General features: G+C 55.9%; 13 protein-coding genes. 1 reads left to right on the top strand and 12 read right to left on the bottom strand.

Annotated features, from left to right (window positions below; all coding sequences use genetic code 11):
• Positions 1 to 9: 9 nt before the first annotated feature.
• The 4 genes from xseA to NWF31_RS03960 form a co-directional block, all read right to left on the bottom strand.
• Positions 10 to 1218 carry an exodeoxyribonuclease VII large subunit gene (gene xseA / locus NWF31_RS03945; protein ID WP_258359207.1) on the bottom strand — a complete coding sequence of 403 codons (1209 nt, stop codon included), beginning with the start codon at positions 1216 to 1218 and terminating at the stop codon, positions 10 to 12.
• A complete protein-coding gene (gene folD / locus NWF31_RS03950; RefSeq protein ID WP_258359208.1) occupies positions 1218 to 2060 on the bottom strand; it encodes a bifunctional methylenetetrahydrofolate dehydrogenase/methenyltetrahydrofolate cyclohydrolase FolD in 843 nt (280 codons plus the stop codon). The genes xseA and folD overlap by 1 nt, the downstream gene beginning before the upstream one ends.
• Before the next feature lie 152 nt (positions 2061 to 2212).
• Positions 2213 to 3604: an NADPH-dependent glutamate synthase gene (gltA, locus tag NWF31_RS03955; RefSeq protein ID WP_258359209.1), complete on the bottom strand. Its 1392-nt coding sequence runs from the start codon at positions 3602 to 3604 to the stop codon at positions 2213 to 2215.
• Positions 3595 to 4434 carry a sulfide/dihydroorotate dehydrogenase-like FAD/NAD-binding protein gene (locus tag NWF31_RS03960; RefSeq protein WP_258359210.1) on the bottom strand — a complete coding sequence of 280 codons (840 nt, stop codon included), beginning with the start codon at positions 4432 to 4434 and terminating at the stop codon, positions 3595 to 3597. Before NWF31_RS03960 ends, gltA begins: the two co-directional genes overlap by 10 nt.
• Positions 4435 to 4584: 150 nt before the next feature.
• On the opposite strand from NWF31_RS03960, the gene NWF31_RS03965 reads away from it, so the two are divergent.
• The gene (locus NWF31_RS03965) at positions 4585 to 5760 is read left to right on the top strand and encodes an MFS transporter (protein WP_258359211.1); all 1176 of its coding nucleotides are present in this window, start codon (positions 4585 to 4587) and stop codon (positions 5758 to 5760) included.
• Here the strand turns inward: NWF31_RS03965 and NWF31_RS03970 are convergent.
• The 8 genes from NWF31_RS03970 to NWF31_RS04005 form a co-directional block, all read right to left on the bottom strand.
• On the bottom strand, positions 5757 to 6710 hold the full coding sequence (locus NWF31_RS03970; protein ID WP_258359212.1) for a Kae1-like domain-containing protein: 954 nt from the start codon (positions 6708 to 6710) through the stop codon (positions 5757 to 5759). The two genes, NWF31_RS03965 and NWF31_RS03970, sit on opposite strands and share 4 nt — an antisense overlap.
• 3 nt (positions 6711 to 6713) lie before the next feature.
• On the bottom strand, positions 6714 to 7118 hold the full coding sequence (gene nusB, locus NWF31_RS03975; RefSeq protein WP_258359213.1) for a transcription antitermination factor NusB: 405 nt from the start codon (positions 7116 to 7118) through the stop codon (positions 6714 to 6716).
• A gap of 15 nt (positions 7119 to 7133) precedes the next feature.
• Positions 7134 to 7361 carry a DUF2273 domain-containing protein gene (locus NWF31_RS03980; RefSeq protein ID WP_258359214.1) on the bottom strand — a complete coding sequence of 76 codons (228 nt, stop codon included), beginning with the start codon at positions 7359 to 7361 and terminating at the stop codon, positions 7134 to 7136.
• 13 nt (positions 7362 to 7374) lie between these two features.
• Positions 7375 to 7911 carry an alkaline shock response membrane anchor protein AmaP gene (gene amaP, locus NWF31_RS03985; protein WP_258359300.1) on the bottom strand — a complete coding sequence of 179 codons (537 nt, stop codon included), beginning with the start codon at positions 7909 to 7911 and terminating at the stop codon, positions 7375 to 7377.
• 18 nt (positions 7912 to 7929) lie between these two features.
• Entirely contained in the window at positions 7930 to 8328 is a 399-nt protein-coding gene (locus tag NWF31_RS03990; protein WP_258359215.1) for an Asp23/Gls24 family envelope stress response protein, read from the bottom strand.
• Between the two features lie 62 nt (positions 8329 to 8390).
• Positions 8391 to 9737, bottom strand: coding sequence for an acetyl-CoA carboxylase biotin carboxylase subunit (gene accC, locus NWF31_RS03995; RefSeq protein ID WP_258359216.1), 1347 nt, complete (start codon positions 9735 to 9737; stop codon positions 8391 to 8393).
• A gap of 59 nt (positions 9738 to 9796) precedes the next feature.
• Positions 9797 to 11644 carry an acetyl-CoA carboxylase biotin carboxyl carrier protein gene (gene accB, locus NWF31_RS04000; protein ID WP_258359217.1) on the bottom strand — a complete coding sequence of 616 codons (1848 nt, stop codon included), beginning with the start codon at positions 11642 to 11644 and terminating at the stop codon, positions 9797 to 9799.
• A gap of 307 nt (positions 11645 to 11951) precedes the next feature.
• Positions 11952 to 12875, bottom strand: a complete 924-nt coding sequence (locus NWF31_RS04005) for a C40 family peptidase (protein WP_258359218.1) — start codon at positions 12873 to 12875, stop codon at positions 11952 to 11954.
• Positions 12876 to 12954 lie beyond the last annotated feature (79 nt).

The following is a 12954-nucleotide window of genomic DNA, read 5'->3' on the forward strand; positions in this document are numbered from 1 at the left end:
AACGATACATTAGCACTCCTCCACATCCATAACCTCACACTGGAGTCGGCCCTGGCTTAAGACTACTTCCACCCTCTCACCGGGGACAACCTCCTGGCTCCGCCGGAGGGAGGGACCGCCGGGACGCCGGCAAACGGCATAGCCGCGGCTCAAGATGGCCAGGGGGCTGGCTGCCTCCAGGCGGGCCGTTAACAGTTGCAGGGCCTGTTCCCTGGCTCCGGCCTGGCGCTGCCAGGAGGCCAGGAGGCGCTGTTCCAGCCCGTCCAGGTATTGCTGGCGATAATACAGTTCTTGTTGGGGCCGAGCCATACCACGGCTTTTAACCAGGCGTTCAAGCCTGGCATGGGCCATCTGCAGGCGGTGTTCCATGCCCCGCCGGGCACGGGTAGCCAGGATGTCCAGGCGTTCTTCCAGCTCTTTTTTTACCGGGACGGCCATCTCGGCGGCTGCCGATGGGGTGGGAGCCCTCCGGTCTGCCACCCGGTCGGCTAAAGTAAGGTCCGTTTCATGTCCCACGGCGGCGATAACCGGGACCGGGCAGGCATAAATGGCCCGGGCGACGATTTCGGTATTGAAGGCATTCAGATCCTCGGCCGAGCCGCCGCCGCGCCCGATGATAATGACGTCTACCCCGCCCAGTTTACCTAGAAGTTCCAGGGCCCGGGCCAGTTCAAAGGGCGCGGTATCTCCCTGGACGGTAGCCGGGGCCAGCACCAGGTCAATACCGGGGAAACGCCGCCGGCTAACGGTAACCATATCCCTGAGGGCGGCACCGCTGGGTGAGGTTACCAGGCCCACCCGGCGCGGCATGAAGGGCAGGGGGCGCTTGCGTTCGGCAGCAAAAAGGCCTTCCCGTTCCAAACGGGCCGCCAGCTCCTGCAGGGCAAGGCTGGCCATTCCCAAACCGGCCGGGAACATTTCGTCCACATAAAGCTGGTAGACACCGTCCCGCGGATAAATGGCAACATGACCCCTGGCGATGACCTCCAGGCCGTCCTGGAGGGATAAATTTAAGCCTCGGCTACGGCCCTGGAACATCACACAGCGCAGGGCAGCTGCCTGGTCCTTCAAGGTAAAGTAGAGGTGACCCGACACCGGGCGGCGCAGGTTTGATATTTCTCCCCTTACCCAGACGTTGGCCAGGCGGCCGTCGTTGCTTATCAGGCGCTGCAAATAGGCGGTGAGTTCCCTCACCGCCAGTACCCGTTGCCCGGACACTAGCGCCGGGCCGCCTCGACTGTATTTTTAAGTAGCATGGCAATGGTCATGGGGCCGACTCCGCCGGGGACAGGGGTAATCCAGCCTGCTTTCTGGACGGCACTTTCAAAGTGGACATCCCCCACCAGCTTTTTCTCACCCACGCGGTTGATGCCAACGTCTATAACTACCGCACCTTCTTTAATCATGTCGCCGGTGATCATCTCCGGCTTCCCCACGGCAGCAACCAGGATATCGGCCTGGCGGCACTCCTCGGCCAAATTGGCAGTACGGGAATGGCAGATGGTTACCGTGGCGTGGCGGGCCAAAAGCATCATGGCCATGGGCTTGCCGACGATATTGCTGCGGCCAACAACAACTGCCTTTTTACCCCTGGGATCAATACCGGTCTTATCCAGGAGGACCATGCAGCCGTGGGGCGTGCAGGGATAAAAACACTTGTCGCCAATAACCAGGTTGCCGACGTTGGCCGGGCTGAAACCGTCGACATCCTTTTCCAGGGCGATGGTATCGATGACGGTTTTTTCATCAATATGAGGAGGAAGGGGTAGCTGGACTAGGATGCCGTGAATCTGGGAATCGTTATTAAGCTGCTTGATCAAGTCCAGTAGTTCGGCCTGGGTGGTTTCTCCCGGCAGGCGGTGGACCACCGAGTATATGCCGACTTCTTCGCAGGCGCGGTGCTTGTTGCGTACATACACCTGGGAAGCCGGATCGTCACCGACCAGGACGACGGCCAATCCGGGGGTAATCCCCTGTTCTTTTAACCTGGCTACTTCCTGCTTGACTTCTTCCCGCACTGCGGCGGCAATTTGCTTACCGTCTAGAATCTGGGCTGGCATGGCTTAGACCTCCTTCAAGATGTGAATAGGATACTGCATGGCAGGGGTATGGTCCTTCGTGGCTCAGAGGCCTCTTGCCTTATGGGCTGCGGACATATCCCTGCTTTTTGCTTTCACCCGTACTTCTAAACTCACAAATACTACTGCAAATACTATTTCTCCCGCAGATACCTGTCTATGGCCCGCGCTGCGGCTTTGCCCGCTCCCATGGCCAGGATTACCGTTGCCGCCCCGGTGACGATGTCGCCGCCGGCAAAGACGCCCTTCCTGGAAGTGGCACCGGTAGCCTCGTCGGCGGCAATGGTCCCTTTACGGGTAAGCTCCAGGCCCGGGGTGGTCCTTAAAACCAGGGGATTGGGCCCCTGGCCTATGGCTATAACTACCGTATCTACTTCCATATCATATTCGGAGCCCGGTACGGGTACCGGCCGCCGGCGGCCGGAGGCATCCGGTTCACCCAGTTCAAAGCGCTGGCAGGTCATTCCCTTCACCATGCCCCGGTCGTCGCCGTAGATTTTTACCGGGCTGGTAAGGAGGTGGAACCGGACCCCTTCTTCTTCAGCGTGCTCTACTTCTTCTTTCCTCGCAGGCATCTCGGCTGCCGAGCGGCGGTATACAATATAAGATTCTTCTGCTCCCAGGCGCAGGGCCGTGCGGGCCGCATCCATAGCTACATTACCGGCACCGATAACGGCCACCCGCCTGCCCACTTTAATGGGGGTGGCATAGCGGGGGAAGAGGTAAGCCTTCATCAGGTTGGTGCGGGTGAGGAATTCATTGGCCGAGTAAACTCCCAGGAGGTTTTCTCCGGGTATTCCCATGAAGTGGGGTAGCCCTGCACCGGTGCCAATAAAGACGGCATCGTATCCGCCGGCCAGGAGCTCGTTCACAGTCGTGACCTTGCCGACAACGGCATTGGTACGAATCTCGACTCCTAACCGGCGAATGGAATCAATTTCTTGCTGGACAATCTTTTTCGGTAACCGGAATTCAGGAATACCGTACATCAACACGCCTCCGGGCACGTGCAGGGCTTCAAAAACTGTCACCTGATGCCCCATCCGCGCCAGATCGGCAGCAGCCGTCAAACCGGCGGGCCCGGAACCTATCACCGCCACTTTAAAACCGGTAGCCGCCGCCTTGGTCATCGCAACGTCTTCACCCTTTGCCATCTGGTAATCGGCGACAAAGCGCTCAAGGCGGCCGATGGCTACCGGCTCATGCTTCTTGCCCACGGTGCAGTATTTTTCGCACTGGTTTTCCTGGGGACAAACCCGACCGCAAATGGCTGGCAGGTTATTTTTTTCTTTTATCTTGGCAATAGCCCCGTCAAAATCCCGTTCTTTTATCAAAGTGATAAAAGCAGGGATGTCTACCTCCACAGGACAACCCTGGCGGCAGGGGGCCTTTTTACACTGGAGGCAACGCTCGGCTTCTGCCAGGGCCATCTCCTCGGTATAGCCCAGGGCCACTTCATTGAAGTTGTGAATCCGCTCCTTCGAATCCTGGGATGGCATGGGTGTTTTGTTAGGAATTAGTGGCATTTGCAACCACCCCCCTCATGGTACGCAAGGATTCTCTCTTCTTCATCTTTGTACATGTTCATCCGCCGCAGGGCCAGCTGCCAGTCCACCTGATGGCCGTCAAATTCGGGCCCGTCGACGCAAGCAAATTTAGTTTCCCCGCCGACGCTGACCCGGCAGGCGCCGCACATCCCGGTACCGTCCACCATAATGGGATTCATGCTGACAATAGTGGGCACACCAAAGGGTCTGGTAGTCTCCGCAACGGCTCGCATCATGATTACCGGGCCGATACCCCAGACCCGGGATATATTGCCCCGTTCTTCCAGTACCTGTTTCAAGAGATCCGTTACAAAGCCGTGGTGACCGTAGCTGCCGTCATCGGTAGCCACCAGCAACTCGCTGGAGACGGCCCGCATTTCGTCTTCCCAGATAAGCAGTTCCTTTGTCCGGGCGCCAATTATAGATATTACCTCGTTGCCGGCTTCCTTCAAGGCACGGGCTATGGGATAAACAGGGGCCACGCCGACGCCGCCCCCCACACATACGACCCGGCCGTAATTTTCAATTTCCGAGGGTTGTCCCAGGGGACCGACAAAATCGGCCAGGGTATCTCCCGCCTCCATAGCCCCCAGGCGCCGGGTAGTGTATCCAACCTCCTGGAAAATCGTTGTAATGGTGCCCCGGTCAGGGTTAAAGTCGGCAATTGTCAGGGGTATGCGTTCCCCCTCTTCGTCGATCCGGAGAATAATAAACTGACCAGCCCGGGCTTTAGCAGCCACCTCGGGAGCTTCAATCTCCATTAGCTTGATCACCGGTGACATGACCTCTTTACGTACAATCCGGTACACGAGCCTCTCTACCCCTTTACACGTTAAGCTATTTCTTAATTAAATTTAACCTTGATAATATTCGCTGTTAAAACCCATATTCCTGCTAATAATCCTTGACCGCTTCACCTGCAGGATTTAATATATGATAAGACTGGAGGAATTGAAGAAATGCAGAAACATATTCTTTACCTGCTGAGTTTGGGACACATGGTTACCGATATCAACCAGGGACTGCTACCTATTTTCCTGTCGGTATATAAACAACAGGCCGGCCTGACTTTTACAGCCGCAAGTTTCATTGCTGCTCTTTCTAACATTAGTTCTTCTGTAATCCAGCCCCTTTTCGGCTACCTTTCAGATAAGTACCAGCTGCGCTGGTTATTGCCAGCCGGCTGCCTCTTAGCCGGTCTGGGTATGGCCGCTTTCGGACTGGTACGCGGTTATTATTTACTTGTAGCACTCGTTTTCGTTAGCGGCCTGGGAGTAGCCGCCTATCACCCGGAAGCTTCCAAATCGGCCCATTATATCAGCGGTCCCCTGCAGGCAGGCTCCATGGCTATCTTTTCCGTAGGGGGCAACCTGGGCTTTGGTCTGGGACCGATAATCGCTTCCCTTATCCTCACCCACGGTGGTTTAAAATCTTCCTGGCTGGTTATTTTGCCTACAATACTTACCGTGGCCCTGCTGGTCCATTCCATGCCGGCTATCGGCCGCGCCATGGGTACCGATACTGTAGCGGCTGCTGCCCCACAAAAGGTGAAAACAAATTACAGCAGGGCCTCCCTTACAGCCGTTACCCTGCTCGTCCTTGTTGTTATCCTGCGTTCTTGGCTCCATACCGGTTTAACCTATTATATCCCCTTTTACTACCAGCATTACCTTCACGGTGACGCCGCCTTTGCCAGCACCATGCTCTCTATTTTCCTTATTGCCGGGGCGGTAGGCACCCTTGTAGGCGGGCGTATCGCCGATTACTGGGGGGCTAAAAGGATGATCCTCGCCTCCATGCTGGTGCTTATTCCCCTGGTCCTGGCTTTTCCATACGTAAAAGGGGCCTGGGTAGCTATATTGCTGGCCTTGAGCGGCTTTTTTGTAGTATCTACCTTTGCCCCGGCCATTGTCCTGGCCCAGTCCTTGATGCCCCGCCATATAGGAATGGCTTCCGGTCTGATGATGGGGTTTGCCATCGGTACCGGCGGCCTGGGCCTCCTCCTGCTGGGCGGTGTTGCCGACGCCAGGGGCGTTCCCTTTGTAATTCATCTCCTGGCTATTGTTCCGGCCCTGGCTGCCGTCCTGACCCTTCCCCTGCCGGATATCCGCCGGCAGATGGCCAGGGACCATTAAATTACCTCCCGCCCGAGCAGGGCCACGCCGATGGCATTGTCGGCGCTATGTTCCGGTGCGGCAAAGTAGAGTTTGGCACCTATAGCACGGTGTTCCAGGCGGTGGCGCAAACGCCTGCGCAGGTAGTCATTGGCCGCCACCCCGCCGACGATTAAAATATCTTTTATCCCGGTAGCAACTATGGCTGCCCGCAGGACCCGCTCCAGTGTATTGGCTATACATTGCTCCACTGCCCTGGCTACAGCTGCCCTGTCGGCTCCTGCCGCCAGCAGGCGTTCTGCCTGGCTGGCAGGCCCGGAGAAGCTAAAATTATACCCCCTCACGGCCGAAGTTAGCCGTACTTTTTTTTCTCCTTCTTCATGGGCCTGCCGAGCCAGCAGTTCCAGTTGCGGCCCCGCGGGAAACTCGAGACCCATGAGCACACCAACCCGGTCGATCAGTTGCCCGGCATGTAGGTCCAGGGTTCCTCCCAGTTTTTTGATATTAAAACCGCCGCTCTTCCGGCTCACCACTAGAATTTCTGAGGTCCCTCCTGAAAGGTGAACGGCCATGAAAGGGTCGCAAGGGTGCCATCCCGCCGACCAGAGGCCGGCGGCAATATGACCTTCCTGGTGGGTTGTAGCCAGGAAGGGTACCTGCAAAGCCGCTGCCAGGATACGGCCCTGCCCGGCCGCCACGGTAAAAACCGGCATATAGGAGCCTGCCACCGGCCGGGGTCTTGTAGCTGCAGCTACCCCCTTGAGACGGGTTGCCGGTATGCTGTCAAAGGTCAGCGTGAGAATCTCCGGTAATATCTGCACATGATGAAAAACCGCCGTTCCCTGCTGCAGTCCCCTTTCTCCCCGGGGTACCGGCAACAGGCGGCGGTGAGCGGTAAGGACCTGGCCATCGTCGCTAACGATGGCTACTGAACAGGTATAAGCACTGGTATCAATACCGAGAATGGCCATCAGCTATCTTCCTAACTCTTTGCGGGCGCTGTCCAGCAGGCCGTTGACAAATTTACCCGCTTCTTCGTTATTAAAGGTTTTAGCCAGTTCAATAGCTTCGTTAATGATAATATTTACCGGTGTATCCGGGTAAAATTTCATTTCAAACAAAGCCATCCTGAGGATATTGCGGTCAATAGCCGCAAGGCGCTCCAGGCGCCAGCCGACGGCGTACTTGCTAATAATAGCGTCAAGTTCCTGCCGGGCGGTGATAGTCCCCATTACCAGTTCGCGGGCAAAGGCAGCTGCCTGGGGTGAGAGCTGTTCTTCGGCTAAAAGTTCTTCAATTGCCCTTTCCGGGGCCATGCGGCCCAGATCAACGGCAAAGAGAGCCTGGAGGGCTTTTATCCTGGCTGCCTTTCTGCTCAAAGCGCTAATTCCCCCTTACCAGCGATTACCAAAGAAACGTCTCCATAGGTCTTCCCACCCACGACCCTGGTCAAGACGACGACCGATAATGTAACCTACGGCAACACAAAAACCAATAAAAAGGGCCTTGCCAAAACCCCAGATGGCAGTCAAAAGGCCGAAAATAACGCCCAGGGTAACGCCTATAAACTTGCCGCGGTGTTCCCGCCAGAGGTAATCGAGAAAACCGGTATTGTTTTCCATGCCTTCATCTCCCCTATTCTGCCCGGCGCACGCCTTCCTGATAAATCCCGTTGACCCGCACCTGGACCTCCGGCACCTCCAGGCCTGCTGTAGCAACAATATATTCATGGACCTGTTGCTGGAGTGCCGCAGCTAACTCCGGCAAATTACGGTCGGGACTAACGGTAATATTAAGCTTTACTGATAGTCCCTCCGGAAGGACATGGAGCCTTGTACGTACCTCTCGCACCCCTTTCACCTGGCGGGCAGCACGGATGACCAGGTTTTCCAGGGCCGGCAGGGAAATGCTGGCCGTGCCAAGCTCGGCAGCTTTTATAACCGCCTGCTCTTCCCTTGCTGCCGCCGGGCGCACACTGGCTACCAAAAAACGCAAGGCCAGCAGGAATAATACGGTAGCTACCAGACCTGCTATGATGCGATAGTCCGGCCGCCGGAGGCTTAGTTCAAAAAGGTCCAGGGGTACTGCCCATCCGGCGACAACTACCAGGGTACCCAGGGAAAGAACCGCTACCAGTAAAGCAAAAAGGGCCAGCAAGGCCCGGTCCAGCACTGACAATTCAATGCCCTCCTAACGGACGCGGGTGCTTTCTTCATCTTTCTCTTCCTGGGGAAATACTACGCCCTGGATATGTACATTAACTTCTACCACCCGCAAGCCCGTCATTGATTCGATAGCCTTTTTAACACTCTCCTGTACCCGGATGGCAACATCGGGGATGCGTACGCCGAAATTTACGACAATATACAGATCAACCGCGGCTTCTTTTTCCCCTACTTCCACCTTAACGCCCTTGCTTAGATTTTTCCTCCCCAGTAGCTCGGCAATACCCCCGGCAATGCCGCCGCTCATACCGGCAACTCCTTCGATTTCCATAGCGGCTAGCCCGGCGATGATTGCTACAACCTCGTTGGTGATTTTTATCGTGCCAAGTTCATTCCGTGCCTGTTGTTCTAAAGAATTATCCATATAAATCACCTCCGCTTGTTTCTATATTATACCAGAGGACGGCAGCCATCACAACTGCAACTTCATCCTGCCAGCAAGCGGCGCTGGATAAAATTGGTGTAGACCTCCCCCCGCCGGAAAAAGGCATTCGCCAATATTTGCTGGTGAAAAGGTATAGTCGTCGGTACCCCTTCAATTACCATCTCTTTCAGAGCCCCGGCCATACGGTTGATGGCTTTTTCCCGATCCGGCGCCCATGCTATGACCTTGGCAATTAGAGAATCATAATAAGGGGGAATTAAGTAACCGCTGTAAACAGCGCTGTCCACCCTGATACCAAAGCCTCCCGGTACATGGTAACGCTCAATACGTCCCGGTGCCGGCCGGAAATTATGGCCGGGATCTTCGGCATTAATCCGGCACTCGATGGCATGCCCCCGGATCTGGACTTCTTCTTGACGGATACTTAAAGGTTCTCCTGCAGCTATCCTGATCTGCTCCTGAACCAGGTCGATACCGGTAACCGCCTCGGTAACGGGATGTTCCACCTGGATGCGGGTATTCATCTCAATAAAATAATAGCGGCCATATTTATCAAGAAGGAATTCTACCGTCCCCGTGCTGTAATAACCAACGGCCCTGGCGGCCTTTAAGGCTACTTCCCCCATTTCTCGCCGCAGCTCCGGTGTCAGGGCTACCGAAGGGGCTTCTTCCAGGATCTTCTGGTTGCGCCGCTGCAGGGAACAGTCGCGCTCGCCCAGGTGAATGATGTTGCCCTCGATATCTCCTAGTATCTGGAACTCAATATGGCGGGGTTCTTCAATATATTTCTCCAGGTAGACCTGGGGATCGCCGAAGGCTGCCTCCGCCTCCCGCTGGGCAGTCTGGATGGCCTGGCGCAGTTCCCGGGGACCCTGGGCTACCCGCATACCGCGGCCGCCGCCTCCAGCCGACGCCTTTATTAAAACGGGGTACCCGATTTCTTTGGCTATAGCCATGGCGGTGTCGAGATCCTTGACAACTCCTTCGGAACCCGGTACCACCGGCACCCCGTTGGCAATCATGGTAGCCCGCGCCGTAGCCTTGGCGCCCATGAGCTGCATGGCCCTTGGTGAAGGGCCGATAAAGGTTATCCCTGCCGTGGCACACATCTCGGCAAAGTACGGGTTTTCGGATAGAAAACCATAACCGGGGTGAATGGCATCGGCACCGCTCATCTGGGCCACAGCGATTATACTGGGAATATGCAGGTAACTGCGATTGGCCTGCGCCGGCCCGATGCAAACGGCTTTGTCGGCCAGCCGGGTGTGCAGGGCCCCGCGGTCGGCCTCGGAATACACGGCTACAGTTTCAATATCCATTTCCCGGCAGGCACGGATAATCCGCACGGCAATTTCGCCGCGGTTGGCAATGAGAACTCGCTTGAACATCTCTTTTATCCCCCGTAAACCTTACTTCGATCCTGTACCCTTCTACCGGCGAAACTTTGCTACTCTTTCTTAATCTGGAACAGCACCTGGCCGTATTCCACCGGCTGGCCGTTTTCCGCCAGGATGGCGACAACCTGGCCCGCTGTTTCGGCGGCAAGCTCATTCATAAGCTTCATAGCTTCTATTATACACAATGTTTGTCCCGGTTTAACCCTGGTGCCCACTTCTACGAAAGGAGGCGCATCAGGAGCAGGTGCCCGGTAAAAAGTCCCTACCATGGGGGCCCTGACTTCGATAATATCTTGATCGGCTTGTGGCGTATCCCCTGGAGTACAAACCTCCTCGGCCTTGTCTGCCCGGGATGCGGAGAACATGCCTGTATATCCTTCCCGGTCGCTGCCGCGCCTGATTACGATCTTGACCCCTTCACTTTCCAGGTTGAGTTCGGTAATACCCGTCTCCTCCAGGACTTTAATGAGCTGGGTTATATCCTTGAGGTCCACTTTCTTAATGCCTCCTGTCTCTGCCTTTTCCCCGGTCTGGGATTTTACGGTACGCCTACCCGGTCGCAACCTCCCGTCACGGCGGTCCTCAAAAAATTTCCGTGCCACCTGGGGAAACAACACATAACTGATAACATCCTCTTCATTCCGTGCCAGTTCGCCGATTTCTTGTCTGGCTTCTTCCAGACGCGGCGGCAGAACATCAGCCGGCCGCCCCTGTATGGGCTCTTCATCCCCGATGATCATCCGGCGAATTTCTTCCCTTACAGGTACCGGCGGGCGCCCGTAAAGGCCGCGGACGTAGTTTTTGACTTCCCCGGGTACGATCTTGTACCGCTGGCCTGTCAGGACGTTGAGCACCGCCTGAGTGCCGACAATCTGGCTGGTAGGTGTAACCAGGGGCGGGTAACCCAGGTCGGCCCGTACCCGCGGTATCTCTGCGAGGACTTCATTGATGCGGCCGGCTGCCTTTTGCTCCTTTAACTGGCTAACCAGGTTAGATATCATGCCTCCGGGAACCTGGTGCTGGAAAACCCACATATCGGTAATGCGGGTCACACCGCGCTCATAGCCCAGCTCCCGGCGCAGGTCGTCAAAATAACGGGCGATCTCAAAGAGGAGGTTCAAATCCAGGCCGGTATCGTAGGGCGTCCCGGCCAGGGCCCGCACCACCGTCTCTACCGGCGGCTGGGATGCACCGAAGGCCAGGGGAACCGAGGCCGTATCAACTACATCCACTCCCGCCCGGGCGGCCTCAAGGTAGGCACCAACGGCCAGGCCGCCGATATAGTGGCTGTGGAGCTGGACGGGTATACGGAGCTTTTCTTTAAAAAGCTTTACCAGTTCATAGGCTTCAAAGGGGGCCAGGAGGCCGGCCATATCTTTGATGCATATTGAGTCCACGCCCATGCTCTCCAGTTCCAGGGCCGTCTGCAAATAATGCTCGGTAGTATGGACCGGGCTGATGGTGTAGACCACCGTCCCCTGGACATGGGCGCCTTCCTTTTTGGCGGCTTCAATGGGAACTTCCATGTTGCGCAGATCATTCAGGGCATCGAAAATACGGATAATATCAATACCGTTGGCCACCGCCCTGGCAATAAAGGCCCGCACCACATCGTCGGGGTACAGCTGGTAACCTACAAGGGACTGGGCCCTGAGGAGCATCTGCAAGGGGGTTTTCCGGGCATATCTTTTCAGGGTTCGCAGGCGTTCCCACGGGTCTTCGTCCAGGAAGCGCATGCAGACATCAAAGGTGGCGCCGCCCCATACTTCAAGGGAATGGTAGCCGACGCTATCAATTTTTTCAATGATAGGCAGCATATCGGCCGTAGCCATACGTGTAGCCCAGAGGCTCTGGTGCCCATCACGCAGGGTGGTGTCGGTAATCTTTAGCTGGCCCAAAACGGTTCTCCTCCATAAAGGGAAGCAAAGCTTCCTAACATTTTTTGACTACCGGTCTTTAACTGTCCCTGTGTTCCTTATAACCGTTAAAATTTATAGAAAAGCCCTGGTTTTAATAACCAGAGCGGTGCTTGTTCCTTCTTTCAACCGCCTTGCCTTATTATATAAACACATACCAGGCGGTGCAATATCTATTTAACAAGTATACAATATATTTGGCGTTGTCATTCCGGAAGCCAATGATTGTTAGCTTCCTTGAGGAAACAACACGGGTTTTCCCGCCGGGATTTATCGCCAATGCCAGTCCTTACGGCAGGTAACGTCGTGCTCCCAGGTATCCGCGAGCGAATAACGGCTCATCAAGGCGGCTGGTTATTACGCCATGGCCGGAACGGGAATTAATAAACTCCCCGTTACCGCTATAAATACCGACATGGGTGGGCAGGCTCCCAGTTCCTTCCGTGTTGAAAAAGACCAGGTCCCCGGGCTGCAACTCTTCCCTGGCTACCTGCCTGCCTACCTGGAACTGCATGTCAGCATCCCTGGGCAAACGTACTCCGTTTAAATAGTAAGCAACATAGGCCAGTCCGGAACAGTCTATGCCGTACAGGCTCACCCCGCCCCAGAGATAAGACACACCCCGCAGGCGTTCAGCTGTTTTAATGACATCCTCCCCGCCGCGTTTTCCTTGCACCTTCCCCGCGGGCCAGACCTCAACCTCATTTCCCCTCAACCAGGCCGTTCCCCCACCCGGGAGCCAGACTTCCATCCAGCCTTCTTTCTGCTGCAGCAGGGGCAAGTCGGTAGCCATTAAGGCTTCGCCGGTGGCGTCATTATCTCCTGGCTGCCGGAACAACAGGGCACGGGGGACGATTACAGCTACCAGTGACTCCACCTGTGGTGAGATATCAATAACTACATCAACTGTTTTTAACCATCCGATATAGCCATCAGGCACCTGCCCCTGCAGCCAATCACCTTCCTCCTTCAGCACCTTCACCTCATCCCCCATGAGGGCCTGGGTAACCCGCTCCGCTTCCCCGTCAGGCTCTGCCCGGACGTCGGCTACAGGAACCCTTACATAATAAGCCCTTTGCCGGTCGGGTTTCAGCCCGGGATGCTCATCAACAGGCGGCGCTAACCGGTAGGCGTTTTGAAACATAAGTACTCCCCCCGCAATTAACACTACCATTAATAACAAAACAAATTGCAGCCGTATCTTTGGCAACAACAATCATCCTCCCGGGCTATTGCTTTTAGCGTCCACAGTTACCGGCCGACCACTGCGTCGACTGTATGCCTTCAGCATT

The sequence above is a fragment of the Neomoorella sulfitireducens genome, from assembly GCF_024733845.1.
In the GTDB taxonomy this organism is placed as follows: domain Bacteria; phylum Bacillota; class DSM-521; order Neomoorellales; family Neomoorellaceae; genus Neomoorella; species Neomoorella sulfitireducens.

Coding starts and splice junctions, on each gene's coding strand:
- accC (WP_258359216.1), bottom strand. CDS start 9,737: ATGTTCAAGCGAGTTCTCATTGCCAACCGCGGCGAAATTGCCGTGCGG.
- NWF31_RS03980 (WP_258359214.1), bottom strand. CDS start 7,361: ATGGAAAACAATACCGGTTTTCTCGATTACCTCTGGCGGGAACACCGC.
- NWF31_RS03970 (WP_258359212.1), bottom strand. CDS start 6,710: ATGGCCATTCTCGGTATTGATACCAGTGCTTATACCTGTTCAGTAGCC.
- gltA (WP_258359209.1), bottom strand. CDS start 3,604: ATGCCACTAATTCCTAACAAAACACCCATGCCATCCCAGGATTCGAAG.
- NWF31_RS03990 (WP_258359215.1), bottom strand. CDS start 8,328: ATGGATAATTCTTTAGAACAACAGGCACGGAATGAACTTGGCACGATA.
- folD (WP_258359208.1), bottom strand. CDS start 2,060: ATGCCAGCCCAGATTCTAGACGGTAAGCAAATTGCCGCCGCAGTGCGG.
- NWF31_RS03965 (WP_258359211.1), top strand. CDS start 4,585: ATGCAGAAACATATTCTTTACCTGCTGAGTTTGGGACACATGGTTACC.